We start from the raw sequence: 25521 nt of genomic DNA, 5'->3' as shown, positions 1-25521 counted from the left end.
CATGCCGCGGCAGGCCGGCGACCGCCGGCCTGCCGCACGTGCGGCGTAAGCCAAGGGCGCGGATGCGCCCGCCCGGCGCTTGAGGGAACATGCTAATTGATCTGGGAGAGAAGCTCTTCCAACTCGTTGAAGTCGGGCATGTATTCGGTGGGCACCTTCTTGCGCGCCGCCTCGATCGAAACCTGGGGCGCGTATCCACCCAGATGGGCCACGATGGCCGTCTTGATCACGCCGAAGAACAGGCTGTCCTCCTCCGCGATGCCCTTCAGGCGCCCCGCGATGGGGGCGGCTAGGCAATAGGCCAGGAAGATGCCCAAGAAGGTGCCGACCAGCGCGCCGCCGATCAGCTTGCCCAGCACTTCCGGCGGCTCGGTGATCGACGCCATGGTCTTGATCACGCCCAGCACCGCCGCCACGATGCCCAAGGCCGGCAGCGCGTCGGCCAGACCCTGGATGGCGTGGGAGGAATGCTGGTCCTCATGCTTCATCTTGTCGATCTCCTGCTCCATGAGACTTTCCATCTCCATGGGGTTATCGACACCGATGGAAAACATGCGCAGGTAGTCGGAGATGAACTTCACCGTGAGATTGCTTTTCATCACGGCGGGATAGGCGTTGAAGATATTGCTTTCCATGGGCTTTTCGATGTGCTGCTCAATGGCCAGCACACCCTTGCTCTTCATGGTCTTCAGGATCTGGTAGAGCAGGGACAGCAGCTCGATATATTCCTTCTTATGGAATTTCGAGCCAGCGAAGATCTTCTTGATGTCGGCGCCCGACGCCTTGACCGTGTGGGCGGAATTGGTGATCAGGAACGAGGATACCCCCGATCCGCCGATGATCATCACCTCCTTGGGCAGCGCCTCCAGGATGATGGCCATCTTGCCGCCAAAGATAACGTAACCGCCGAACACGCAGAAAAACACACCGACTAGACCGATGATGGCGAACATGCGCTGCCCCGCTTGATTGGCCCCCACCTTGGACCGGTCGCCCAAAGTAAACCAACAGTTGGGCAAAACCAACCCGGCATAGGGTCAGGTGACGCGCAGTCTCAGCCCGCCAGCGATGCCGCCAGTACGATCTTCACATCCTCCAGCGCCACATCGGCACAACGGAAGGCCTTGCCGATGCCGCGGGCCAGGATGAAGGTGACGCGGCCATCCTTGACCTTCTTGTCCTTGGCCATGTGGGCGGCCAGCATGTCGGCCGTCCAGGTACCGCCACCCAGATGGGCGGCCGATACCGGCAGGCCCACGGTGGACAGATGCGCCTTCGCCCGTGCCAGGTCTTCGGCGGGGCACAGGCCCATGCGCACCGACAGGTCGAAGGCCATGACCATGCCGATGGCAACCGATTCGCCATGCAGCAGCGCCCCGCCATAGCCGGCTTCAGCCTCCAGCGCGTGGCCGAACGTATGGCCCAGATTGAGCAGTTCGCGCAGGCCGGATTCCTTTTCGTCCTGGCCCACGATGTCGGCCTTGGCGGCGCAGGAGACGCGGATGGCTTCCGTCAGCAGCGCGTCGTCGCCATCGACCAGGGCCTTGCCGTTCGCCTCCAGCCAGGTGAAGAAATCCGGACGGTCGATCAGCCCGTATTTCACCACCTCGGCATATCCGGCCAGCACCTCGCGCCGGGGCAGGGTCTTCAGGCTGTCCGTGTCGGCCAGCACCAGCCGCGGCTGGTGGAAAGCGCCGATCAGGTTCTTGCCATGGCGACTGTTGATGCCGGTCTTGCCGCCCACGGAGCTGTCCACCTGGGAGAGCAGCGTCGTCGGCACCTGGATGAAATCGATGCCGCGCAGCGCAATGGCGGCCGCGAAGCCGCCCAGATCGCCCACCACGCCGCCACCCAGCGCCACCAGCACCGTCTTGCGCTCGATCCCGCGGGCCAGCAGGGCGTCCATCACCTCTCCCAGCTTTTCCATATCCTTGCTGGCTTCACCCGACGGCACCACGATGGGGTCCAGCACCCGGAACCCGGCGGCGCGCAGACTGTACTGCAAAGGGGCCAGATGCAGGGCAGCCACGGCACTGTCGGTCAGCACCACCAGCGGACGGTTGCCCACCGCGTCACGGATCAGCGTGCCGGCATCGCGGATCAGGCCCGGCCCGATATGGATGTCATAGGAACGGTCGTCCAGGGCGACGGGAACGATGATGCGCGTGCGGCTCATGGCGGGCGGTTCCAGATAACGGATAAGGTCAGGCGGCGGAACTGTCGGCGTTGCCCAGCCATTGGCGCAGCGCCTCTATCACGCGGTCGGTGGTGACGTCGGGCGGGCTGTCGTCGCTGTCCACGGTCAGGTCGGCCTGGGCATAGACGGGGTAGCGCACCTCCATCAGCCGGCCCAGCACCATATACGGGTCGCCCTGGCGCAACAGCGGCCGATGGTCGCGCCGGGCCGTGCGGTGGACCAGCAGGTCCAGGTCGGCGCGCAGCCAGACGGAGATGCCGCGTTCACGGATCAACTGGCGCGTGCCTTCATCCATGAAGGCGCCGCCGCCGGTGGACAGGACCTGTACCGGCTGTTCCAGAAGGCGGGCGATGACGCGGCGTTCGCCATCGCGGAAGCCCGCCTCCCCGAACCGGTCGAAGATTTCCTGGATGGTGCAGCCGGCCGCACGTTCAATCTCATGGTCGGCATCGACGAAGGGCAGATGCAGCTTGGTGGCCAGCCGCTTGCCGATGCTGGTCTTGCCGGCGCCCATCAGGCCGATCAACACCAGGGTCTTGGGCACGGGCAGGGGCGTGGCGCACATGGGGATCGGGGTCCTGCTGACCGATGACGGATGGTGGCGCGATTGCCAGCCCCAGGCATGGACGCTATGGTTGCTGGCAAGGCCACCGGAACGGACGTTTCCATAGCACGAGGGGGTGGGGTCGCCCAACCCTGCGAGCCAAGGGAAAAGCGGAACCGGACCCGGTAGCCGACGCATGGCTGGCCCCTCCATCCATGCGGCACACCTGTCATTTCGCGTTCGGGAAGCCTTGTTCCATGAGCATGCTTGTGAAGATTCTGCTGCTGGTCGTCGTGCTTGTCGGTGTCGGCGGTTTCGCCGTGCTGGCCAGCGTCGACCTGCCCGCCCCCTCGCAGCCGGTGGAACGGGTGATCCCCAATGACCGTTTCAAGTAACCGGCTCTGCCGGCGGGGTTCAAGTGACCGCCGCCTGGGCACCCTGACGGCATTGGCCCTTGTGCTGCTGGCACCGGGGGTCCTGGCGCAGTCGGCGCCGGGGATGGTGTCGCAGCAGGCGGAGCCTGTGCCGTCCATTCCGTCCGGTGCCCCCTTGTCCTTGTTCCCGCCGTCACCTTCGGCAGAACCGGATGCGATGGGTGTTGAAACGGCACCGCTGGCCAACCCCGCCGACGCCCGCTCGCCCAAGGGCGTGATGGTGGAGGAATTGAAGGCCCAGGACCCGGAACTGGCCGGCACCATGGGCCCCGACAATGGCGGTCTGGCCCCCGACCTGTGGCAGGGGCTGCCCCGCGCCGATGTGGAGGCGCTGGTCGCCGGCATCCCGGCCGGATTGACCAGCCCCGCCCTGCGCACCGTGACCAGCAGCCTGCTGCTGACCAGTGCGGACGGGCTGGGGGCGGGGGAGAAGACCCGCGATCTGGCAGCATTGCGTGCCGAGGCCTTGCTGCGCATCGGCGATGCCGACGGGGCCGACGCGTTGCGCAATGTCGCACCGGCGGTGCTGGAGGATGAGGGTGCGGCACTGGCCTGGCTGGAGATGCGGTTTTTTGCCGGCGACCGCCAAGCGGCCTGCGACCAGGCGCCCGGCCTGTCCGCCCGGTTCCAGCATCCCGTCTGGCAGAAATGGCAGATCGTCTGCCAGGTGGCGGCCGGGCAGACCGATGCCATCTATCTCAGCCTCGACCTGATGCGCGAGCAGGGCGACAAGGACGACATCTTCTCCCGCCTGGCAGAAGGGGTGATGGCCGGCACCAAAACGCCCGTGAAGGGCGTGCTGGAGCCCACGGCCACGCAATTCGCCCTGATCCTGGCCAGCGGCCGCCCCTTCCCGCCGGAAACCAAGATCGCCGGCCCTGGCCCGCTGGCCGCCGTCGCCCGGCTGGCCAGCCTGCCCTTGGCCCAGCGTCTGGCCGCGGCGGAGCGGGCGGTGGCCCTGGGCGGGCTGGACGGTCCCGGCCTGTTGACCGTGTATGAGGCGGTCGCGGACGCCGATGCCAAAGGGCTGACCGTCGCCGGCGCCAGGAAGCCCACGGCTTTGTTCCGGGCCCAGGTGCTGAAGGCACTGCGGGCGGAGCCGATGGCCGCATCCAAGGCCGGCCTGTTCAAGATCGCCATGCTGGCCAGTTCCACCGAACAGCAGGCCGGTGCCTATGGCGCCTTGCTGCTGGAGGAGGTGCGGCAGTTCCGCCCGACCATCGGTTTCGCCTCCGTCGCCCCGTTGGTCGCCCGCCTGCATCTGCTGCAGGGCGAAAAGACCGCGGCATTGCCGTGGGTCAATCTGGCGCGCGACGATTTCAATGCAGCCAAGGATGAAGGCGCCTTTGCCCGGCTCTGGCCGCTGGCCGCCGCGCATGGGCTGGTGCGGGAAAGCGATTTCGAGCGGTCGCGCTGGATCAAGGATCTGGGTGGGGAAAGTGCGCGGGACACCGTCGACGGCGTGCTGATCCTGCTGACGGCCCTGCATGGCGGCAAGGATGCACCCCTGCCGCCCCTGGCCGATGGGTCGGCCCCACCGGGCCAGGTGAAGGGGGCCGTGCTGCTGGACGCCGTCACCGCTATGGGCAAGGACGGGCCAACGGGCACGCCGGCCTTCGATCTGGCGGAAATCCTGACCGGGCTGGCCCGCGCCGGGTTGAACGATCAGGCTCGTCTGATCGGGGCGGAGGCCATCGCCGGCCTGCTGCGGCCGGGGGCATAAGCGTGATGGAGGGGGCCGCACCCAAGCTGGCCAAGGCAAGGCCCGGCCGGCCACGCAAGGCCCCCGTCCCGCCGCCGCCCTGGGTTGATGCCTTCCTGGACATGATGGTGGCCGAACGCGGCGCCTCGGCCAACACACGCGAGGCCTATCGTCGCGATCTGACGGATGTGGCGAATTTCCTGCGGCAATCGGGACGGACCAGCCTGGACAATGCGTCGAGCGATGATCTGCGCGCCTATCTGGCGCATCTGGCCGCCGACAGGATCAAGGAGAAGTCGGCGGTCAAGACCGTGGCCCGCCGCCTGTCGGCGTTGCGCCAATATTACAAGTTCCTGGTGTCGGAGGGGCAACGGGCCGAAGACCCGGCCAGCGTACTGGATACGCCCAAGCAGGGAAGGTCGCTGCCCAAGATCCTGACCGAGGCGGATGTCGGTGCCCTGTTGGCGGCGGCGGCAAGGCTGGGCGCGCCGGAGGGACGGCGGCTGAATGCGCTGCTGGAGGTGCTGTATGCCACCGGCCTGCGCGTGTCGGAGCTGGTGGGTCTGCCCATGAATGCCCTGGGCCGGGATGGAAGGGCCCTGATCGTACGCGGCAAGGGCGGCAAGGAACGGCTGGTGCCCCTGTCGGCCCCGGCGCGCGCGGCGGTGGAAGCCTACTTGCCCGACCGGCCCTTCTTCATGACCAAGGGGCGGGAAGGTAAACAGCAGGCCTTCCTGTTCCCGTCGCGCGCCACATCCGGCGCCCTGACCCGCCAGCGCTTCGGGCAGTTGCTGAAGGATCTGGCGATCATGGCCGGGCTGGACCCGACCAAGGTCAGCCCCCATGTCCTGCGCCACTGTTTCGCCACCCATCTGCTGGACCACGGCGCCGACCTGCGGTCGGTGCAGAAGATGCTGGGCCACGCCGATATCGGCACCACCCAGATCTATACCCATGTCGTGGGGGAACGGCTGCGCAAGACGGTGGAGGAACATCACCCGCTGTCGGTGGCGAAGAAGGGCAAACGGGGATAATTACCCCCGTCCCTCGCGCCGCCAGGCCAGCAGCAGCATGCCCACTGCCAGCAGCAGCACCGGCAACGCCGGCAACAACGGCGTCTGGGTCACGCCCGTCACCACATGGTCGCCATTGCCGCGCAGGCCCAGCCAGCCGGCGCCGGCGGCATCGCGGTCGGGGCGCACGCGACGGATGGCGGGCACGCCCGACCCGTCGCCGCTCAGCCAGTAGGAACCGCCCCCCGTCGCCTTCAGCACGGGCGCCAGCGGGTCGGGCGTGGAACGCACGTCCGCCAGTTCCGGCGGGTTGACCGCCCCCACCACGGCCACGGCCGACTTCTCCCCATCCGTCACCCGCCAGATGCCGGGTTCCGATGCGATCAGCGTGCCGACCGCCTGGCCCGTACCGCTGTCGCGCATCTCCACCTGGGTCGCGACATCGGCGGGGGAGGTGACGTTGACGGGGCGCGTATCGGGTTCCAGCGACCGGCGGGTGATGGTGACGCGGCTGCCATCCACGGCGGTGCGCAGGTCGTTCTCCTCCAGCTCCGGTTCCTTCATCAGCCAGTGGGCCAGACGGCGCAGTAGTTCCGCCTGCGGCCCCCCACCTTCGAACCCCCGCGACCAGAGCCAGAAATGATCAGACGCCAGCTGCGCCACGCGCCCCTGGCCCACCCGGTCCAGGATCAGCAGGGGCCGGCCTTCCGCCCCCGACATCACCGTCGCACCCTTGTCCGCCGACACATCGATCTGCCGCATCCAGCGGCCCCAGGGGCCGACCCCGTCGGGCGCATCGGTCAGGCCGGCGGTGACCGGGTGGCGCCGGCCCAGTTCCGTCACGGTCGGCTTGAATGGTTCCTCCATGATCCGGCCCGTGGGTTCGGCCGGCAGCACGGTACCGATGGGCGTGCGGTAGAGCGACAGGGGCGTGGCGAAGGTCGGGCCGCTGGCCTCCAGGAAGGCGCCACCCTTTTCGACATATTCGGCGATATTGGCCAGGTACATGTTGTTGATGACGCCGCGCTTCTTGTAACGGTCGAAGATGATCAGGTCGAATTCCGACAGTTTCATCTCGAACAGCTCGCGGATCGGAAAGGCGATCAGCGACAGTTCGCGGATGGGCGTGCCGTCATTCTTCTCCGGCGGGCGCAGGATGGTGAAATGCACCAGATCGACGGCCGGATCGGCCTTCAGCAGGTTGCGCCAGGTCCGCTCCCCCGCGTGCGGTTCGCCCGACACCAGCAGCACGCGCAGCCGGTCGCGCACCCCGTTCACCACCACGGCGGCACGGTTGTTGGCCAGCGTCAGCTCGCGTGAGCCCGCCTCGGCCGTCAATTCCACGATGTTCAGGCCGCCATGCGACAGGGGAAGGGTGAAGGGCACCTCCTGCCCGACCGGCACGGACAGGATCATCGGGTCCTGCCCGTCCTGGCGCAGGGTGACGCTGGCCACCTCACCGCTCTCCCCACCCGGAAGGTCGTCCACGCGGATGGTGAAGCTGATTTCCTTGCCAACGATGCCGAAGCTGGGGGCCTGCACGATGGTCAGGCGGCGGTCGCCCTCGTCCTTCTCACCCGTCAGCAGGGCATGGACCGGGCCAAAATCCTGCAGGGAGGGCAGATTGGCCGCCACATCATGCACCTGCCCGTCGGTCACCAGGATCGCACCCGCCAGCCGCCCGCGCGGCACGTCGGAGACGGCGCGGGTCATGGCCTCCATCAGGCGGGTTTCCTCGACCTCGGCACCATCCCCCCCGCCGGCACGCACCACCCGCACCTCCAGGTCGGGGAAGCGGGACAGGCGCTCACGCAGCGCGGTCACGGCCTTTTCCGTGCGGGCGGCACGGTCGCCGATCTTCTGGCTGGGCGACTGGTCCACGACCAGCACGGCCACATCCTTGATCGGCTCCCGCTTCTCCGTCACCAGCGACGGGTTGGACAAAGCCAGGACCAGCACGGCCAGCCCCCCCAGCCGCCACCAGCCGCCGCGTGCCCGCCGGTACAACCCATACCCGGCGATCAGCAGCGCCAGCAGGCCCAGCGGCACCAGGGCAGCCCAGGGGATCAGCGGGGCGAAGGCGATGTCCTGGCCGGTCATTGGCCCAGCCTCTCCAGGATGGCGGGCACATGCACCTGGTCGGCCTTGTAATTGCCGGTCAGGGCGTACATCACGATGTTGACGCCGACACGATAGGCGATCTCCCGCTGCCGCTCCGGACCCGGCACCACGGGATAAAGCGGCCGGCCGCGTTCATCCATGGCCCAGGCGGCGGCCCAGTCGTTCGACCCGATGATCACCGACGACACGCCGTCATTGCTGGCATTGTCCTCCCGCGCCTCGGCCCACAGCTCCCCGCCGGCATAGCGGCCGGGAAAGTCGCCCAGCAGGTAGAAGGCCTTGGTCAGTACATGTTCGGCGCCCACCGGCGCCAGTGGCGGGATGTCCAGGCCGCGCAGCAGCGCCTCCAGCGCCGGGCCGCCCGGCCCCTCACCCGATGCCGCCGGCGTGCGCGTGTCGATCAACACCATGCCGCCCTGGCGCATGTAATTGTTCAGGCGGATGCGGGCGGCATCCGACAGGCTGGTCTGCCCCTCCGTCACCGGCCAATAAATCAGGGGAAAGAAGGACAGGTCGTCATTGTCCAGGTCCACGGGCATGGCGCCCGCCACCTCCACCGCCGTGCGGTCGGCCAGGACGCGGCCCAGCCCTTCCAGCCCGGCCTTGGCGATCGTGTCCACCGCCCCGTCGCCCGTGCGCACATAGGCCAGCCAGTTCTGGGCCGTCGCCTCGATGGACCGGGTATCGTCGGCCCGCGCGTCACCCGCCGCCAGGCCGGCGGCCAGCAACAGGGCCAGACCCGCCGCCGCGTTCCGGCCCGGCAGACGCGGCAGCAGCCCGCGCAGCGACAGCGCGATCGCCAGATCGATCAGGCCCAGGATCAATGCCATGGTCAGCAAGGTCGGCTTCAGCTCGGTTTCACCGCCCCCAGCGTACAGCCCCTTGGGCACACCCGCCAGCAGAGCATCGGGTGTGGTCATCGCCGGCACCGACGGCGCCAGATTGAGCGCACGCGGCGATTCGGCCGGTCCGTAATATCCGGGCGGATGGCGGGGAGAAACGGGGGTCGACAGGTCGGATGCCGCCAGGGGGAACACCGTACCCGCCGGGTCGGTCAGATGGCCGTACCCATCCATAATGGCGCGCGGCGCCAGGCTCCCCGTGGCCTCCCCGCCCTCCACCCCCGCCGATAGGGCCACCACCCGGCGCAGCATATCCACATAAAGTCCCGACAAGGCCAGGTTGGACCAGTCCGGCCCGGCACTGGTATGGACCAGGACCAGGGCCCCGCGCCCACGCCGTTCGGCGGTGACCAGCGGCGTACCATCGGCCAGCCGCGCCCAGGTGCGGGGCGCCAGATCGATGCCCGGCTCGGCCAGCACCTGCCGCTTTACCGTCACGTCGGCGGGCACGGTCAGGCCATGGAAGGGGCTGTCATCGGCAAAGGGCGACAGGCCTGCCGGATTGTCCCAGGACAGGGCCCCGCCCAGCGCCCGCCCGCCGGCGCGCAGCGGCACGGGGATCAGGCTGTCGGCATTCTGGGCCAGACGCGGGCCGGCAAAGCGCATCAGCACGCCGCCACCCTCGATCCAGGCGGCCAGCCGCGCCACCTCCACATCCGCCAGCGACCCGACATCGGCCAGGATCAGGACCGACAGGTTGCGGTCCAGCAGTTCCCCGATATTGCCCTTGCGCAGTTCCGCATAGGGCGCCAGGGCGCGTTCCAGGTAATAGAGGTCGGACAGCAGCGGCTGCTCCCCGCTAGCCCGGCCGGAGACCAGCCCCACGGGCCGGCGGCGCCAGCGCTCATCGGTCAGCAGCACGGCACCGGCACTGTCCTGACCCTCCAGGCGCAGGCTGGCCAGCTCGTTGCGCAGTTCGGTGGGCAGGTCCAGCGGCACTTCCACCCGCCCCTCCCCCGCCGCCAGGGTGACATTGGCGGCCCCCAACAGGCGGCCATCGGCCCCCTGCGCGCGCAGGGTGACGGGCAGCGGCAGACTGGGGTCGGAGCGTTCCACCGGCACGCGCAGCGACGTGCCCTCCAGCACAGGCTGGCGGATCAGCAGGGCCGGGCGTTCCGCCCCGTCGCCCCGCACCTCCAACGACCCCAGGCGGCGCAGCACGGTGACCAGTTCGGCCGCTGCCGGGTCGGAAATGCCGGTGGGGCCGGAAGCGGCCACCCCATCGGTCAGCCAGACCACATAGGGGGTGCCGTCGGGCCGGAAATTCCCCAGCGCCTTCACCACCCCCGCCCGGTCCACCGGCCAGGGCACGGGCGCCATGGTCTGCGCCTGCCGTTTGGCGGCATCGGCCGGCATCGGCCCGGCCAGCAGGGGCGCATCGCCATTGGCCGATGGGGCGGTGGCCAGCAGGGTGACGGTGCGCCCCTGCCGGTCCGCCTGGTCGATCAAACCGTCCATGGCGGCCAGCCGTGCCGGCCAGTCCCGCGCCGCCGCCCAGCCATTATCGACGACCAGCAGCAGCGGCCCCCCACCCGGCAGGCTGGCGGCCGGGTTCAGCAAGGGCCGCGACAAGGCCAGGATGACCAGCGCCGCCAGGACGATGCGCAGGATCAGGATCCAGAGCGGCGTGCGGTTGGGCGTCTCTTCCCGATGTACCAGATCGGCCAGCAGGCGGATGGCGGGGAAGCTGATGGTGCGCGGATTGGGTGGCGTGACCTTCAGCAGCCAGTACAGCACCGGCAGCACCGCCAGCCCCAGCAGCAGCCAGGGGGCAGCAAAGGCAATGGGACCCAGGTTCAGCATCGCCTCACCCTTCCCCCGACAAGGCGGCCCATAGCGACAGCAACGCGGTCTGCGGCGGCTTGTCCGTGCGGTGCAGGGTCAGGGTCCAGCCGGCGGCCCGCGCGATGGCGGCCAGCCCGTCACGCTGTGCGGCCAGCCGGTCCAGATAGGCGTCGCGCACGCCATCCACACGCGGCACCAGCAGCGACCCCTCCCCCTCCAGCCCCTTGAAGCGGACACGGCCCGCATAGGGCAGCGTCTCCTCACCGGGGTCCAGCACCTGCACCAGATGCCCGCGCAAGCCGCGCGCCGACAGGCGCGACACGGCGGCCTGGATAGTGTCCAGCGGCGACAGCAGGTCACCCATCAGCACGACCTGGGCATGGCGGGGCAGCTCCACCGCCGTCGGCGGCAGGCCGGTCCCTTCATGGAAATAGATCTGCCCGGTCAGCCAGTCGGCCAGACGCGGCAGGATGGACCGGGCCGCGGAGGGCGGCACGTCGCTGCCGGCCAGTTGCACCCGCTCACCCCCGCGCAGCAGCAAGGCGGACAGGGCCAGGGCCAGCAGGTCGGCGCGATCACGCTTGGTGGAAAGCTCGCGCACGGAACGCCAGTTCATCGACGGGCTGTCGTCGCGCCAGATCCAGACGGTCTGCGCCGCCTCCCACTCATTCTCGCGCACGAAGACGTGGGCCGACTTGCCCGTCTGGCGCCAGTCGATGCGGTTATGCGCGTCGCCCTGCTGATAGCGGCGGAACTGCCAGAAGGTCTCGCCCGTGCCCACGCGGCGCCGGCCATGCGCACCCTGCGCCACCGTGGCCGCAATACGCTCCGCCGCGACCAGCAGCGGCGGCAGGCGGCTGGCCAGATCGTCGGCCCGGTGCTGGGCGCGGATGGAGGCGGGCTGGTGACGGGCATCCATGCCGGGTTACGCCAGCGGGGCGCAAAGCTGGTCGATAAGGGCATCCAGCGTGATGCCATCGGCGCGTGCCGCGAAATTCAGCGCCATGCGGTGGCGCAGCACCGGCTTGGCCAGGGCCACGACATCATCCAGCGACGGGGTCAGGCGCCCATCCAGCAGGGCCCGGGCGCGGGCGGCCAGCATCAGGGCCTGGGATGCGCGGGGACCGGGCCCCCAGGCCACATGCCGGCGCACAGCGTCCAGCGGGCTGCTGTCGGGTCGGGCGTTGCGCACCAGATCCAGGATGCCATCCACGACACTGTCGCCCACCGGCACGCGGCGGACCAGGGCCTGGGCGGCGATCAGATCCTGCGGTGTCAGCACGGGTGCCACCCCGCCGGCATCGGCACCGGTGGTGGCGATCATCATGCGGCGTTCGGCGTCGCGGTCGGGATAATCCACATCCACCTGCAACAAAAACCGGTCCAGCTGCGCCTCGGGCAGCGGATAGGTGCCTTCCTGTTCCAGCGGGTTCTGCGTGGCCAGCACATGGAAGGGGCGGGGCAGCGGATGGTAATGGCCGGCCACCGACACGCGGCCTTCCTGCATGGCCTGCAACAGCGCCGACTGGGTGCGCGGGCTGGCGCGGTTGATCTCGTCAGCCATCAGCAGCTGGGCGAAGACCGGGCCGGGGATGAAGCGGAAGGCGCGGCGTCCATCGTCACGTTCCTCCAGCACCTCAGAGCCCAGGATGTCGGCGGGCATCAGGTCGGGCGTACATTGCACCCGGCGGTCATCCAGGCCCATGACGGTGCCCAGCGTTTCCACCAGCCGCGTCTTGGCCAGGCCCGGCACGCCGATCAGCAGCAGATGGCCCCCCGCCAGCAGCGTGACCAGCGACAGGTCGATGACCTCCTGCTGGCCGAAGATGACGCGGCCGATGGCCTGGCGCGCGGCGGTCAGCTTGGCCCCCAGCGCCTCCACATCGCGCAGCAGGGCGTGGGTATCGGTGCCGCGCCCGACCTCCAGTGAGTTCATCACCATCATCTTCCCTTCAAACCTCGCCACCCTCTTAAGATAGGTCGGCACGCTCTGGGTACCAGAAGCTTGTCATCACGACTATGTTATCAGTGCGACGGCAACGCCGCGCCCACGCAAAAGGGATGGTCCGTTCCACCATGACGGAAAGCAAGCACATTAGGGATGCCAATGCACCGCCCCCCGATGGGGCCACCAGCGCCGATGCCGCGCTGAAGGCCCTGGGTGGCGGGCCCGCCCGCGCCCCCAACGCAGAGGATGAGGCCTATCCCATCGACATCCGCGCCGACGGCACCTGGTTCTATCACGGCAGCCCCATCGGCCGGCTGCCGCTGGTCAAGCTGTTCGCCACGGTGCTGAAGCGCGACGCAGCCGGCGATTACTGGCTGATCACCCCGGCGGAGCGCGGGCGGATCAGCGTGGAGGATGCGCCCTTCGTGGCCGTGGGCCTGGCGGTGGACGGCAGCGGCCCGGACCAGCGCCTGCGCTTCACCACCAATCTGGAGGCTGAGGTGACGGCCGGTCCCGACCATCCGATCCGTGTCGTCACCGACCCCGCCACAGGGGAGCCGCGCCCCTATATCCGCGTCAAGGGTGCGGCGGATGCGCCGTTGGAAGCGCGGATAAACCGTGCCATCTTCTATGATCTTGTCGAACGGGCCGATACCGGTGAAGCCGGCGAGATCGGGGTGTGGAGCCAGGGGATGTTCTTCCCCCTGGGCAAAGTCAGCGAGGACTGAAAGCAAGGTGTTCCAGGCAGAGGCGATGGCGGCCAGTCCCGCCATGGAGGCGATCCGGACCCTGTTCCAGCGGCTGGAACGGCCATCGGGCCGACGCGGCGACCTGGATGGCAATCCGGGACTGCCGATGGTGTCCGTCCCCCTGCGCGACGCCGCCGTGCTGGTGCCCCTGATCGACCGCCCGGAAGGGCCCACCATCCTGTTCACCCAGCGCACGGCGCATCTGGCCGCCCATGCCGGCCAAATCAGCTTTCCCGGCGGCGGGGTGGAAGCCCATGACAGCGACGCCGTCGCCACCGCGCTGCGCGAGACGGAGGAGGAGATTGGGCTGGCCCGTGCGCATGTCGAGGTGCTGGGCCATCTGGACACCTACATCACCCGCACCGGCTTCAGCGTCGTGCCCATTGTCGCCCGCGTGGCCCCGCCCTTCACGCTGGTGCCCGACCCGAACGAGGTGGATGCGGTGTTCGAGGTGCCGCTGTCCTTCATCCTGGACCCGGCCAGCCGGGTACGGGAGAGCCGGGAATATGCCGGTGCGCTTCGCCATTTCTGGGCCTTCCCGTTCGGGGAGCGCTATATCTGGGGCGCAACGGCGGGGATGCTGATCAATCTGTGCGACGTGCTGGGGGCGTTGGATTGAAGATTGCGGCGCTGCTGACAGCCTTGGCCCTGTCCCTGCCCGTGGCGGCGCAGGAGATCATCCTGGTCCGGCATGCGGAGAAGGGCATGGAACCCGCCGGCGACGCGGCCCTGTCCGCCACCGGGGCTGTCCGCGCCAAGGCCCTGGCCGACCTGCTGGCCCCAGCCCCGCCGGTGATGATCCTGACCAGCCCCGCCCGGCGCACGAATGAGACGGCGGCGCCCATCGCGGAGTTGGCCGGCGTGCCGGCGGAAGCCGTACCCATCCCGCCTGGAGACCTGCCGGCCCATGTGCGGGCGACGGCGGCGAAGCTGGCTTTGCTGCAGCCGGGACAGGTGGCGCTGGTGGTCGGCCATAGCAATACCGTGCCGGCCGTCATCAAGGCAATGGGCGGCCCCCCACTGCCCGACCTGCCGGAATGCGCCTATGATCGGCTGCATCGCTGGGACGTGGCGGAGAAATCACTGAGAATTGAGCGGTATGGCGTGGAGAGCCTGTGCCCGTTGGTCGATTAGAGTCTGTCAGGTTCAGATAGAACCGCTCCCCTCGTCATCCCGGCGAAAGCCGGGACCCAGGGGCCCCAGGATCAAACCTCTACGCGGCTTAGATCAAAGCTGCCGATAGGTCGGGCGCTCGGCCCCTGGGTCCCGGCTTTCGCCGGGATGACGAAGGAAGGGGTGGCGCAGGAAGCCTCTAAAAACAAAGACGCCCGCCGCCGGTTTCCCGGGGCGGGCTTTCACGACAAAGAGGCTTACTCAGCCGTCGTCGTGACTTTCGGCTTGGGCAGGTCCAGCTTGATATGCAGTTCCTTCAGCCGGTCCGGTGTGGTGGCGTTGGGGGCCTGCATCAGCAGATCCTCGGCGCGCTGGTTCAGCGGGAAGACGATGACCTCGCGGATGTTCGGCTCGTCGGCCAGCAGCATGACCATGCGGTCAATACCGGGGGCCGAGCCGCCGTGCGGCGGGGCGCCCAGCTTGAAGGCCGACAGCATGCCGCCGAACTTGGCTTCCAGAACCTCCGGCGGATATCCCGCGATCTCGAACGCCTTGTACATGATTTCCGGCTTGTGGTTCCGGATGGCGCCGGACGACAGTTCCACGCCGTTGCAGACGATGTCGTACTGATAGGCGTTGATGGTCAGCGGGTCCTGGTTCAAGAGCGCGTCCAGGCCACCCTGCGGCATGGAGAACGGGTTGTGCGAGAAGTCGACCTTCTTGCGCTCCTCGTCATATTCGAACATCGGGAAATCGACGATCCAGCAGAACTTGTAAGTGTCCTTCTCAATCAGGCCCAGTTCCTCACCGATACGCGTGCGGGCCAGGCCCGCCAGCTTGGCGGCGGGGCCGGCCTGGTCGCAGACGAAGAACACCGCGTCGCCGTCCTGCAGACCCACCACCTCGCGCAGGGCGGCCTGGGCGGCTTCCGGCACGAACTTGGCGATGGGGCCCTTGCCGCCGGCGGCCTCGAACAGGATATAGCCCAGGCCGGGCGCGCCCAGGCCGCGGGCCCAGTCGTTCAGCTTGTCGAAGAAGCTGCGCGGCTTGTCGGCAACCGACGGCGCGCGGATGGCGCGGACCACACCACCCTTGTCGATCACGCCTTTGAACGCCTTGAACTCCACATCGTCGCGCTTGAACACGGACGTGACGTCGGTGATCACCAGCGGGTTGCGCAGGTCCGGCTTGTCGTTGCCATATTTCAGCATCGATTCAGCATAGGGGATGCGCACGAACGGGTAGGAGGACACGCTGCGCTTGGTGCCCGTGAAGCCGCTGAATTCCTCGAAGATGCCGTGGATGACGGGTTCGATGGCGGCGAACACATCCTCCTGCGTCACGAAGCTCATCTCGAAATCGAGCTGGTAGAACTCGCCCGGGCTGCGGTCGGCGCGGCTATCCTCATCGCGGAAGCAGGGCGCGATCTGGAAATAGCGGTCGAAGCCAGAGACCATCAGCAACTGCTTGAACTGCTGCGGCGCCTGCGGCAGGGCGTAGAACTTGCCGGGATGGTTGCGGCTCGGCACCAGGAAGTCGCGGGCCCCTTCCGGGCTGCTGGCCGTCAGGATCGGGGTCTGGAATTCCACGAAGCCCTGTTCGATCATGCGGCGGCGGGCCGAGGCGATGACATGGCTGCGCAGCAGAATGTTCTTCTGCATCTTCTCCCGGCGCAGGTCCAGGAAGCGGTAACGCAGGCGCAGTTCCTCGCCAGCATCCTGCTCGCTGTTGACCTGCAGCGGCAGCGGGTCGGCCGACGACTGCACCGACAGGTCGCGCACCTTCACCTCGACATGGCCCGTGGGCAGCTTGTCGTTGACGGTCTCGGCCGTGCGGTTGATGACCTCACCGGTGATGGTCACCACCGATTCCAGGCGCAGCCCGTCCAGCGCCTGGAAATGCGGGGACGAGGTATCGACCACGCATTGGGTGATGCCGAAATGGTCGCGCAGGTCGACGAACAACAGCTGCCCATGGTCGCGCTTGCGGTTGATCCAGCCGGACAGGCGGACGGTCTGGCCGGCATGGTCCGGACGGAGTTGGCCACAATTATGCGTGCGATAGGCGTGCATGGCGGATCGACCCTAAGATGGCGAATGGACGGTGCGGAAGGGCAACAGAAAGGGGACGCCGGCAACGAGGCTGCCGACATGGATGCGCACACCACACCGGACGGGCCTTGCTTGTCAAGCGACGCAAAGCGATGTGCTGCTACCCGGTCTCCCGCCACCGCGCGATGATGGCGGCAATCGACCCGTCTTGCCGCAGAGCGGTCAACGCCGCGTTCAACCGAGCGGCCTTGTCCGACCGGTTGAAGGGCAGGCCGATAAAATGCGGCGATATGGCCAGCGGCGTCTGGAGCAACCGGATCTGACCGGCCACGCCGACATGGCGCGCTTTCCATTCCAGGGCGAAACGGTCCCCCACCACCATATCGACGCGCCCCGCTACCAGCTTCAGCAGGGAAAGCTCGTCATTGCGCGCCGGATCGCGGGTAAAATGGGTCGCCCGGTCGAAATCGGCGCCATAGGAATTTCGCAGCGCCGTGCCGATGGTCAGGCCCGTCAGGTCGTCCAGACTGCTGTAGGTAAGGGTGCTGCCGGTACGTACCGCAAAGGCGATCTCACCGTCACGGAATGATCCGACCAGATGATAGTCACGCCGGCGTTCGGGCGTCGATACAAGGCCGAACAGCAGATCGCACCGTGCCTGCTCAAGCCCCGCAAGCGCCCGCGACCATGCCATCTGCTCGATAACAAAGGGGGCTCCCGTCCGTTGCAGAAGGGCGCGGACGATGTCCACATCCATGCCCATGGCACCCTGGACAGGGTCCGCCCAGCAATAGGGCGGAAAATCATCGGTGCAGAAAACCCGCCAAGGCGGTTCCGCGGCGTGAGCAGCGCCAATAGCAGCCAAGCCGGCGGCCCAGCCGAGAACGTCACGTCGGCTGAAAACCGTCGTGGGATGCGCGCGTCTGTCGCCTGATCCCAGCCTGTTCACGATGACCGCCTTACGCTGCGCAGCCGTGAACGGCATAATATACCGTGGGCTCGGTTATGGGTACCTATCCGCATGCCGGCTTGCCGGATATCGGTATTCGACAGCGGCGGCGCGCTCATGTATCAAGTTGCGCCATGAGCCTGATCACCACCACCGAAGCCCTCGCGTCCTTCATCGACCGTATCCGTGGCGCCGATTACGTCACCGTCGATACGGAATTCATGCGGGAAAAGACCTATTGGCCGGAACTCTGCCTGGTGCAGGTGGCCGGCCCTGACGAGGCGGCGGCCATCGACCCGCTGGCACCCGGCATCGACCTGTCGTCGCTGTACGATCTGCTGGCCGACCCGAAGGTGCTGAAGGTCTTCCACGCGGCCCGCCAGGACCTGGAAATCTTCGTCAACCTGACGGGCAAGGTGCCGGCGCCGCTGTTCGACACACAGGTGGCCGCCATGGTCTGCGGCTTCGGCGATTCGGTCGGGTACGAGACGCTGATCACCAAGCTGACCCCGGCCCGCATCGACAAGTCCAGCCGCTTCACCGACTGGTCGCACCGGCCGCTGACCGACCGGCAGCTGCATTATGCGCTGTCGGACGTCACCCATCTGCGCCCGGCATACGAGAAGATCCGCGCCAAGCTGACCCGCACGGGGCGGGAGGCTTGGCTGGAAGACGAGATGGCCATCCTGACCGATCCAGCCACATACCGGACGGAGCCGGAAGACGCCTGGAAGCGCCTGAAGGTCCGCACGGAGAAGCCGCGCTTCCTGGCCATCCTGAAAGAGGTCGCCGCCTGGCGTGAGCGCGAAGCGCAGCGCAAGAACCTGCCGCGCAACCGCGTCCTGCGGGACGAGGCGTTGATGGAGATCGCTGCGCACGCCCCCACCAATGTTGATGATCTGGGCCGCACCCGCGGCCTGGGCGCCGGCATGGCGCAGGGCCGCTATGGCTCCGAAATCCTGGCCGCCATCAGTACGGCCCTGGCCATCCCCGACAGCGCCCTGCCACGCGCCGAACCGCGCGTGGAACCGGCCCCCGGCATCGCCCCCATCGTGGAGCTGCTGCGCGTGCTGCTGAAGATGGTCTGCGACGATAATGACGTGGCCAGCCGTCTGGTCGCCAACGCCGCCGACCTGGAAGCCATCGCCGGCGACGACAAAGCCAATGTCGAGGCGCTGCGGGGCTGGCGCCGCGAGCTGTTCGGCGAGGCCGCCCTGCGCCTGAAGCAGGGCAAGCTGGCCCTGGCCATCGCCGGCAAGAAGGTGAAGATCGTCGATCTGGGGTGATGAGGGGTGCCGTAGGTCGGGGTAAGGCGCAGCCGAACCCCGACATTTGACGGGCGCGTCGCTCAGAACGCCGCGTAGACCTTGTCCAGGTCGGCGTCGCTGAAGCTGTAGGTGGCGTTGCAGAACTCGCATGTCACGGCAACGGCACCGTCCACGCGCATTTCATCCAGCCCGTCGCGCTCCAGGCTGCGCAGCACGTCACTGACCCGCTCGCGCGAGCAGCGGCAGCCGGGGCGCAGTTCCTTGCGCTCGAACACCATCGGCACTTCCTCGTTGAACAGGCGATAGATCAGCGCGTTCACCGACAGGGCCGGGTCCAGCATCTCATGCGCCGTCACCGTTTCCAGCAGGGCGCCGGCACGGTTCCAGTCCTCTTCGCGCACACCGGCCTGATGCTCGGTGAACGATCCGGCATTCTCCGGCGGCAGGGCCTGGAGCATGATGGCCCCGCCCACCCACTTGCCATCCGCATCCTTGGATACGAAGCTCTTGATGCTGGCTGCCAGCTGTTCGCTCTGCCGGAAATAATGGCGCACGGCATCGGTCAGCGTGGCACCGCGCAGTTCCACGATGCCCTGGTAACGTTCCGTATGCTCGCCCTGATCGACCGTGAAGGCGAGATAGCCGGCACCCAGCAGCGATCCCAGATCGGCCTGGAATCCCTTATGCGACTTCTGTTTGGCCAGACGCTCTTCATCGACGCGGGCATAGCCGCGCAAATCACCGACCGAGGTGATGTCGGCCACCGTATAGGCGACAGGGCCGTCGCCCTTGGTCTGCAAAGTGAAGATGCCGTCATATTTCAACGACGAGGCCAGTGTGGCCGCCATCAGGATGGTGTCCGCCAGCAGCGGCGCCAGCTCGTCGGGGTAATTATGGCGGGTGATGATCTCATCCAAGGCCGGGCCCAGCCGGATCAGCCGCCCGCGGAAGGAGCTGCTGTCCAGCTGGAACGGCTGGCAGATATCGAATTCGGCCGTGACTTTATCGGTATCGTGGCGGGGATGGCCCGCCACGGGGGGAACGGATTTCATCGGTTCAGGCACCAGGTCAGAATGCCCTTCTGGGCGTGCATGCGGTTTTCCGCCTCGTCCCACACCGCCGACTGGGGTCCGTCGATGACGCTGGACGTCACCTCCTCCTCTCGGTGTGCGGGCAGGCAGTGCATGAATATGGCGTCTTTTTTCGCCAGACCCATGATCCTGTCGTTTACCTGATAGGACTTCAGCAGATTGTGGCGGCGATGCGCGTCCTTGTTATGCATCGACACCCAGGTGTCGGTGACCAGGGCATCGGCACCCGCCGCCGCCTCTTCCACGTCGCGATGGACGGTGACGCGGCCCTTGTTGGCCTTGATCCATTCCAGCGTCTGGTGAGAGGGCGACAGCTCCGGCGGGCAGGCGATGCGCAGCTCGAAATCGAACGCCACGGAAGCGTGGATGAAGCTTTCGCAGACATTGTTGGCGTCGCCGGTCCAGCAGAAGACGGCATCCTTGATGGGGCCCTTGCGTTCCTCGTACGTCAGGATGTCGGCCATGATCTGCACAGGGTGCGAGCTGTCGGTCAGGCCGTTGATGACGGGGACGGTCGCCGCCTCCGCCATCTCCTGCAACTTCGCCTCATGGTCGGTGCGCAGCATGATGATGTCGACATAGCGCGACAGGACGCGGGCCGTGTCGCCGATGGTCTCGCCATGGCCCAGCTGGATCTCCTTGCCGGTCAGGCAGATGACTTCGCCGCCCAGCTGGCGCATGCCCACCTCGAACGACACGCGGGTGCGCGTGCTGGGCTTTTCGAAGATCAGGGCCAGCGTCTTGCCCAGCAGCGGCTTTTCCGCTCCCTGACCGCGCTTCATCATCGCGGCGCGGCCCAGCATGTCGCGCAGTTCGGCGACGCTATGGTCATGGATATCCAGGAAATGGCGGGGTGTCTTGTTATTGTTGGTCATTGCGCCAGCTCCTGGCAGGTCTTGTCGATGATGGCGGCCGCTTCGGCGATTTCCGTATCGCCAATGGTCAGCGGCGGCAGGATGCGGATGACATTCTCGGCGGCAGGCACGGTCAGCAGGCCGTTGGCCCGCAGGCGGGTCACCACATCCCCATTCGGCTGCACGCATTTCAGGCCCAGCATCAGGCCCTTGCCGCGCACTTCCGACAGCACGGTCGGATGGCGGGCCACCAGATCGGCCAATGCGGCCTGCAGCTTCTCACCGGTCGCCGTCACCTGCTCCAGGAAGCCCGGTGCCGTGACGACGTCCAGCACGGCATTGGCAACGGCCATGGCCAGCGGGTTGCCGCCGAAGGTGGACCCGTGCGTGCCGGGCACCATGCCCTTGGCCGCCTTCTCGCTGACCAGGCAGGCACCGACGGGGAATCCGCCGCCGATGCCCTTGGCGATGGTCATCACGTCGGGTTCCACGCCGGCCCATTCATGAGCGAACAGCTTGCCGGTACGCCCGACACCCGTCTGGATCTCGTCGAACACCAGCAGCAGGCCGAACTCGTCCGCCGTCGCGCGCAGGGCCTTCAGATAATCGTCACTGCCGACCACGATACCGCCCTCGCCCAGAATCGGCTCCACGACGATGGCGGCTGTTTCCGGGGTGATCGCGGCACGCAGCTCGTTCATGTTGCCGAACGGCACCTGGTCGAACGCGTCCAGCAGGGGACCGAATCCGCCCACCATCTTTTCCGACCTGGCGGCGGCGATGGCGGTGGTGGAGCGGCCATGGAAGGCCCCGCCCACCACGATGAAGCGGGTCTTTTCCGGATGCCCGGTATCATGCTGGTACTTGCGCACCGTCTTGACCGCGCATTCGAACGCCTCCACGCCGGAATTGGTGAAGAACATCGTGTCGGCGAAGGTCAGGTCGCACAGCCGCCTGGCCAGCTGTTCCTGTCCGGCAACCCGGAAAAGGTTGGAGCAGTGCCAGAGCTTGCCCGCCTGCTCGGTCAGCTTTCCCACCAGATAGGGGTGTGCGTGACCCAGGGCGTTCACCGCGATGCCGGCGGTGAAATCAAGGAATCGTCGGCCGGTCGTATCCCAGATGTAAGCGCCTTCGCCCCGCTCGAACACGATGTCGATGCGGGAATAGGTGGGCATCACGGCAGGGATCACGGCTGCAACTCCATTGAGCCTTGGGTCCGTTACGTATCGGGCCGGATGCCCGAACGCTGGAACCGGCGACTATTGGGTGGCAAGCCCCCCCTGTCAACGCACCCCCATGCATCCCTAACGTGACATAGGCAAGAAGCGTTGCGGATTTAACCCTTTCAGCTTATGAATGAAACCGAAATGACGGGCCGTTTTCCTGGCCGTCAATCCCAAGTAATGCCGACCGTCCCCCGGTCCACCCTGGCGGAGTTGTTCAACCGATGCCCAACGATATCCTGGACCCTCGCAGTTTCCAGCGTCCCGGCCTGCATGGCATTGCCGAAGCGGCGGTTGAAAGCGGGCCCGTCACCGGGGGCATCACCACGATTTCGGCCGAGGCGCGCATAGAGGGGGCGAAAATCTCCCATTGCCACACGCTGCATGTGGCCGGTCGCCTGGTCGATGTGACCTTGAACGAGATCAAGATCCTGGAGATCGCCGAGGGCGGGCATTTCGAGGGCGTGGCCAAGGTGGAGCAGATGCGCGTCAATGGCCGCGCCACCGGCAACCTGGAAGTGACGGGCATCCTGTCGGTGGGTGAGACGGGGCAAGTGGACGGCACCATCCGCTATGGCCGCATCAACATCGCCGACGGCGGCAGCGTCACGGGTACGCTCCAGACCGGCAAGGCGCCGTAAGGGCTGTTTCCAAACTGACGTTGAGCGGGTTCGTCTGCGTTCCGCACAAAAAACCTGCTTTCCCCGCTTTCGCGGGGGCGGCACAAATCCAGCACAGTCGCCCCTAAAACCTCATCCCCGCTTCACCGCGAATTCCGGCCATTCCCTGGCCACGATCTCCCCATCCGTCGCCCAGACATGGCAGGTGTTCAGCATGGGCGGACGCAAGCGGGGCGGCGGGGTTTCACCCTTTTCCACCATCGCCTTGCGCGTCTTCCTGTCCATATCCTCCAGATAGGGGGCGATGGTCTGGAAGGCCGTGGTCGCTATGGGCCCCAGCAGTTCCACCAGATGGGTGCAGCCCTCCACCCCGCCCAGCCGCTCCTTCACCGCCGCCGTCCAGCCGCTGACGATGGACAGGCCGACCAGACGCTGGAAATTCTCGGTGATCGACGGGCACAGACGATAGGGTGCGGCATCGGTGACGGCCGCCACAGCCTGCACTTTCAGCCGGTTATCCAAGGTCAGACGTATCCACATCTCATGGATGGGCTCACCGACCGGCACCGTGCGCCCGTCGCGGTCAAACGGGTAGGACTTGGTGTCCTTGATATGACCTTCGATATCCCACAGCCCGTCGGCCCGGCGATAGCCGTTGCAGGTCACAGCACGGGTATGGATCGGCTGCCGGTCGGCATCCGGGGGCGGAAGGGGCATGGCCGGGGGCTCCATGGCTTGGATAATAGGTCGCATCTTGACGCCCCGTCCGGCATCGGGTCAAGGTTTCCGGCTTACGTTTTCGTAAGCCCTGGTAACGCAGGGCATGGAAGGGCTGCCGCAACGGCCCTTCGCGGCCGACCCGATCCGCGTTAAACCTGCCGCCATATTCCATGAAGGAGCTTCAGAGCCATGCGTCCCACCGACCGCGTTTTCGTCGCCCTGGACATGCAGGACATTGCGGGCGCCAAGGATATGGCAGCCCGCGTGGCCGGCCTGGTGGGGGGCGTGAAGCTGGGTCTGGAATTCTTCATGGCCCAGGGCCCGGCTGGCATCCGCGACGTTGTGGCGGCTGGCGACCTGCCGCTGTTCTTGGACCTGAAGCTGCATGACATTCCCAACACGGTGGCGGGTGCGGTACGTTCCGTCGCCCCGCTGGCGCCGACATTCCTGACCATCCATGCCGGCGGCGGTCCCGCCATGATCCGCGCGGCGGCCGACGCCGCCAAGGAAGAGGCCGAGCGGTTGGGCGTGGCCCGCATGCGCATCCTGGCCGTCACCGTCCTGACCAGCCTGTCCGACGAAGATCTGACAGCCGTGGGCCAGGCCGTACCCGCCGCGACCCAGGTCCGCCGCCTGGCCGGGGTGGCCCAGGCCAATGGGGCCGACGGCGTGGTCTGCTCGCCCGCCGAGGTGGCGTTGCTGCGCCGGGACCTGCCGGCCGATTTCACCTTGATGGTGCCCGGCATCCGCCCGAGCTGGGCCGCCGCCAATGACCAGAAGCGGGTGATGGGCCCGGCCGCCGCCGTGGCCGCCGGTGCCGACCATCTGGTGATCGGCCGCCCCATCACCGCCGATACCGACCCCGCCGCCGCCGCCCGGCGCATCGCCGAGGAACTGGGCGCATGAGCGGCGTGAAGGCCAAGATCTGCGGCATCAGCACGCCGGAAGCCATGCAGGCGGCCCTGGATGGCGGGGCGCGCTATGTCGGATTGGTGTTCTTTCCCAAATCACCGCGCAATGTCTCCATCGCCACGGCGGCGGAACTGTCGCGCATGGTGGGTACGGGTACACGCGTCATCGGCCTGTTCGTGGACCCGGCCGATGAGTTGCTGGATGATGTGCTGGGCCAGGTGCCGCTGGACCTGATCCAGTTGCATGGAAGCGAGACGCCGGAACGCGTGGCCGCCATCAAATCCCGCTTCAGCCTGCCCGTCATGAAGGCCGTGAAGGTGGCCGACGCCGCCGACCTGGACGCCGCCAAGACCTATGAGGGCGCGGCCGACATCCTGCTGTTCGACGCCAAGCCACCCAAGGGGGCGGTTTTGCCCGGCGGCAATGGTGTGGCCTTCGACTGGTCGCTGCTGGCCGGCCGCACTTGGGCCCGGCCCTGGATGCTGTCGGGCGGGCTGGACCCGGCCAATGTCGCCGACGCCATCCGGGCCACCGGCGCCGACGCGGTGGATGTGTCATCAGGCGTGGAAGAGGCGCCGGGCATCAAGAACCCGGAGCGGATCAAGGCGTTCCTGTCAGCGGTGGCCGCATCGTAGGTCGGATCGAGCAAAGCGAGCCCCGACAAGCGACGGTGCCAGTAAATGTCGGGGCTCGCCTTTGGCTCGACCCGACCTTGCTACGGCGGAAAATCAGATGGGGAGCAATCGATGACCGGTCTCGCCTTCACCCCGCCGCCGGGCGGCACCCCGGCCCTGTTCGGCCCGCCCGGCCTGTGGCTGCGCGCGCGGCGGGTGGAGGATGCGGAAGCCATGTGCGCCATGGCCTCGCTGCCCAAGTTCCGCCACGGCACCCTGCGCCCGCCCTTCCCCAGTGTGGAGGGGACGCGCGCCTGGCTGGAAAAGGGCGGGTCGGACGATCTGCACATCGTAGCGGTGCTGGAAGATCGGCTGGTCGGGTCAGCCAGCCTGATGCGCCAGGCCGGACGGCGACGGCATGTGGCGGATGTCGCCATCGGCGTTCATGATGAGGCGCAGGGCAAGGGCGTGGGCAAGTCGCTGATCCACGCCCTGGTCGATGCCGCCGACCGCTGGCTGGACCTGCACCGGCTGGAACTGACAGTGTTCGCCGATAATGACGGCGCCATCGGCCTGTACCGGCAGTTCGGCTTCGTTGAGGAAGGGCGCCTGCGCGACTATGCCTTCCGCGACGGCACCTATGTGGACGCGCTGTGCATGGGACGCATCCGGTCGCTTGGCACATAAAAAAACCCGCCGGAAATCCGGCGG

At 67.3% G+C, this 25521-nt stretch carries 24 protein-coding genes; 11 read left to right on the top strand and 13 right to left on the bottom strand.

Translation table 11 applies throughout. From position 1 onward, the window contains the following. Positions 1 to 92: 92 nt before the first annotated feature. The 3 genes from motA to AC1Q7F_RS01170 all read right to left on the bottom strand — a co-directional run bounded on the left by motA (position 93) and on the right by AC1Q7F_RS01170 (position 2762). On the bottom strand, positions 93 to 953 hold the full coding sequence (motA, locus tag AC1Q7F_RS01180) for a flagellar motor stator protein MotA (protein ID WP_492502956.1): 861 nt from the start codon (positions 951 to 953) through the stop codon (positions 93 to 95). Positions 954 to 1054: 101 nt separating this feature from the next. Then, the gene (gene aroB, locus AC1Q7F_RS01175) at positions 1055 to 2176 is read right to left on the bottom strand and encodes a 3-dehydroquinate synthase (RefSeq protein WP_492502954.1); all 1122 of its coding nucleotides are present in this window, start codon (positions 2174 to 2176) and stop codon (positions 1055 to 1057) included. Between the two features lie 28 nt (positions 2177 to 2204). Further along, complete coding sequence (locus AC1Q7F_RS01170; protein ID WP_492502952.1) at positions 2205 to 2762, bottom strand: shikimate kinase; 558 nt, start codon at positions 2760 to 2762, stop codon at positions 2205 to 2207. 236 nt (positions 2763 to 2998) lie between these two features. Between AC1Q7F_RS01170 and AC1Q7F_RS01165 the strand changes: the two genes are divergently transcribed. The 3 genes from AC1Q7F_RS01165 to xerD are packed head-to-tail and all read left to right on the top strand — an operon-like array spanning position 2999 to position 5911. Next, positions 2999 to 3136, top strand: a complete 138-nt coding sequence (locus AC1Q7F_RS01165) for a hypothetical protein (protein ID WP_416571282.1) — start codon at positions 2999 to 3001, stop codon at positions 3134 to 3136. Continuing rightward, the gene (locus AC1Q7F_RS01160; protein ID WP_492502950.1) at positions 3120 to 4898 is read left to right on the top strand and encodes a hypothetical protein; all 1779 of its coding nucleotides are present in this window, start codon (positions 3120 to 3122) and stop codon (positions 4896 to 4898) included. The genes AC1Q7F_RS01165 and AC1Q7F_RS01160 overlap by 17 nt, the downstream gene beginning before the upstream one ends. Before the next feature lie 5 nt (positions 4899 to 4903). Further along, positions 4904 to 5911 (top strand): site-specific tyrosine recombinase XerD, encoded by a 1008-nt coding sequence (gene xerD / locus AC1Q7F_RS01155; RefSeq protein ID WP_492503885.1) that lies wholly within the window; start codon positions 4904 to 4906, stop codon positions 5909 to 5911. Here the strand turns inward: xerD and AC1Q7F_RS01150 are convergent, their stop codons facing one another. From AC1Q7F_RS01150 to AC1Q7F_RS01135, 4 genes are read right to left on the bottom strand one after another with little or no spacing between them, the layout of a single operon-like run. Next, positions 5912 to 7990: a hypothetical protein gene (locus AC1Q7F_RS01150; protein ID WP_492502948.1), complete on the bottom strand. Its 2079-nt coding sequence runs from the start codon at positions 7988 to 7990 to the stop codon at positions 5912 to 5914. Further along, on the bottom strand, positions 7987 to 10716 hold the full coding sequence (locus tag AC1Q7F_RS01145) for a DUF4159 domain-containing protein (protein WP_492502946.1): 2730 nt from the start codon (positions 10714 to 10716) through the stop codon (positions 7987 to 7989). The genes AC1Q7F_RS01150 and AC1Q7F_RS01145 overlap by 4 nt, the downstream gene beginning before the upstream one ends. A gap of 4 nt (positions 10717 to 10720) precedes the next feature. Further along, the gene (locus AC1Q7F_RS01140; protein WP_492502944.1) at positions 10721 to 11617 is read right to left on the bottom strand and encodes a DUF58 domain-containing protein; all 897 of its coding nucleotides are present in this window, start codon (positions 11615 to 11617) and stop codon (positions 10721 to 10723) included. A 6-nt stretch (positions 11618 to 11623) separates the two neighbouring features. Then, on the bottom strand, positions 11624 to 12634 hold the full coding sequence (locus AC1Q7F_RS01135) for an AAA family ATPase (protein ID WP_492502942.1): 1011 nt from the start codon (positions 12632 to 12634) through the stop codon (positions 11624 to 11626). Between the two features lie 125 nt (positions 12635 to 12759). Here AC1Q7F_RS01135 and AC1Q7F_RS01130 point away from each other — a divergent pair, with 125 nt between their 5' ends. The 3 genes from AC1Q7F_RS01130 to AC1Q7F_RS01120 are packed head-to-tail and all read left to right on the top strand — an operon-like array spanning position 12760 to position 14529. After that, positions 12760 to 13374, top strand: coding sequence for a DUF1285 domain-containing protein (locus AC1Q7F_RS01130; RefSeq protein ID WP_492502940.1), 615 nt, complete (start codon positions 12760 to 12762; stop codon positions 13372 to 13374). A 25-nt stretch (positions 13375 to 13399) separates the two neighbouring features. Beyond that, positions 13400 to 14014, top strand: coding sequence for a CoA pyrophosphatase (locus AC1Q7F_RS01125; RefSeq protein WP_492502938.1), 615 nt, complete (start codon positions 13400 to 13402; stop codon positions 14012 to 14014). After that, positions 14011 to 14529 carry a phosphoglycerate mutase family protein gene (locus AC1Q7F_RS01120; RefSeq protein WP_492502936.1) on the top strand — a complete coding sequence of 173 codons (519 nt, stop codon included), beginning with the start codon at positions 14011 to 14013 and terminating at the stop codon, positions 14527 to 14529. Before AC1Q7F_RS01125 ends, AC1Q7F_RS01120 begins: the two co-directional genes overlap by 4 nt. 236 nt (positions 14530 to 14765) lie before the next feature. Here the strand turns inward: AC1Q7F_RS01120 and aspS are convergent, their stop codons facing one another. Beyond that, the gene (aspS, locus tag AC1Q7F_RS01115) at positions 14766 to 16580 is read right to left on the bottom strand and encodes an aspartate--tRNA ligase (RefSeq protein ID WP_492502934.1); all 1815 of its coding nucleotides are present in this window, start codon (positions 16578 to 16580) and stop codon (positions 14766 to 14768) included. Between the two features lie 139 nt (positions 16581 to 16719). Then, positions 16720 to 17544, bottom strand: coding sequence for a substrate-binding periplasmic protein (locus tag AC1Q7F_RS01110; protein ID WP_492502932.1), 825 nt, complete (start codon positions 17542 to 17544; stop codon positions 16720 to 16722). Positions 17545 to 17642: 98 nt separating this feature from the next. Here AC1Q7F_RS01110 and rnd point away from each other — a divergent pair, with 98 nt between their 5' ends. After that, positions 17643 to 18794, top strand: a complete 1152-nt coding sequence (rnd, locus tag AC1Q7F_RS01105) for a ribonuclease D (protein WP_492502931.1) — start codon at positions 17643 to 17645, stop codon at positions 18792 to 18794. 62 nt (positions 18795 to 18856) lie between these two features. Here rnd and hslO read toward each other — a convergent pair whose 3' ends face one another. Genes hslO through AC1Q7F_RS01090 form a run of 3 tightly spaced genes read right to left on the bottom strand, consistent with a single transcriptional unit; the run spans position 18857 to position 21911 of the window. Continuing rightward, positions 18857 to 19828, bottom strand: coding sequence for an Hsp33 family molecular chaperone HslO (gene hslO / locus AC1Q7F_RS01100; protein ID WP_492502929.1), 972 nt, complete (start codon positions 19826 to 19828; stop codon positions 18857 to 18859). Continuing rightward, on the bottom strand, positions 19825 to 20742 hold the full coding sequence (gene argF, locus AC1Q7F_RS01095; protein WP_492502927.1) for an ornithine carbamoyltransferase: 918 nt from the start codon (positions 20740 to 20742) through the stop codon (positions 19825 to 19827). Before argF ends, hslO begins: the two co-directional genes overlap by 4 nt. Beyond that, the gene (locus AC1Q7F_RS01090) at positions 20739 to 21911 is read right to left on the bottom strand and encodes an aspartate aminotransferase family protein (RefSeq protein WP_492502925.1); all 1173 of its coding nucleotides are present in this window, start codon (positions 21909 to 21911) and stop codon (positions 20739 to 20741) included. The genes argF and AC1Q7F_RS01090 overlap by 4 nt, the downstream gene beginning before the upstream one ends. 257 nt (positions 21912 to 22168) lie before the next feature. Here AC1Q7F_RS01090 and AC1Q7F_RS01085 point away from each other — a divergent pair, with 257 nt between their 5' ends. Beyond that, positions 22169 to 22585, top strand: a complete 417-nt coding sequence (locus AC1Q7F_RS01085; protein WP_492502923.1) for a bactofilin family protein — start codon at positions 22169 to 22171, stop codon at positions 22583 to 22585. Positions 22586 to 22696: 111 nt separating this feature from the next. Here the strand turns inward: AC1Q7F_RS01085 and AC1Q7F_RS01080 are convergent, their stop codons facing one another. Beyond that, positions 22697 to 23281 (bottom strand): DUF2889 domain-containing protein, encoded by a 585-nt coding sequence (locus AC1Q7F_RS01080; protein ID WP_492502921.1) that lies wholly within the window; start codon positions 23279 to 23281, stop codon positions 22697 to 22699. 192 nt (positions 23282 to 23473) lie between these two features. Between AC1Q7F_RS01080 and pyrF the strand changes: the two genes are divergently transcribed. From pyrF to AC1Q7F_RS01065, 3 genes are all read left to right on the top strand, one after another. After that, positions 23474 to 24190 carry an orotidine-5'-phosphate decarboxylase gene (gene pyrF / locus AC1Q7F_RS01075; RefSeq protein ID WP_492502920.1) on the top strand — a complete coding sequence of 239 codons (717 nt, stop codon included), beginning with the start codon at positions 23474 to 23476 and terminating at the stop codon, positions 24188 to 24190. Beyond that, positions 24187 to 24831 (top strand): phosphoribosylanthranilate isomerase, encoded by a 645-nt coding sequence (locus AC1Q7F_RS01070; protein WP_492502918.1) that lies wholly within the window; start codon positions 24187 to 24189, stop codon positions 24829 to 24831. Before pyrF ends, AC1Q7F_RS01070 begins: the two co-directional genes overlap by 4 nt. 111 nt (positions 24832 to 24942) lie before the next feature. Beyond that, the gene (locus AC1Q7F_RS01065; RefSeq protein ID WP_492502916.1) at positions 24943 to 25497 is read left to right on the top strand and encodes a GNAT family N-acetyltransferase; all 555 of its coding nucleotides are present in this window, start codon (positions 24943 to 24945) and stop codon (positions 25495 to 25497) included. Positions 25498 to 25521: the final 24 nt, after the last annotated feature.

The organism is Niveispirillum sp. GW835-FHT14G11 (assembly GCF_058793615.1).
This window is presented reverse-complemented; position numbering and strand designations above follow the sequence as displayed.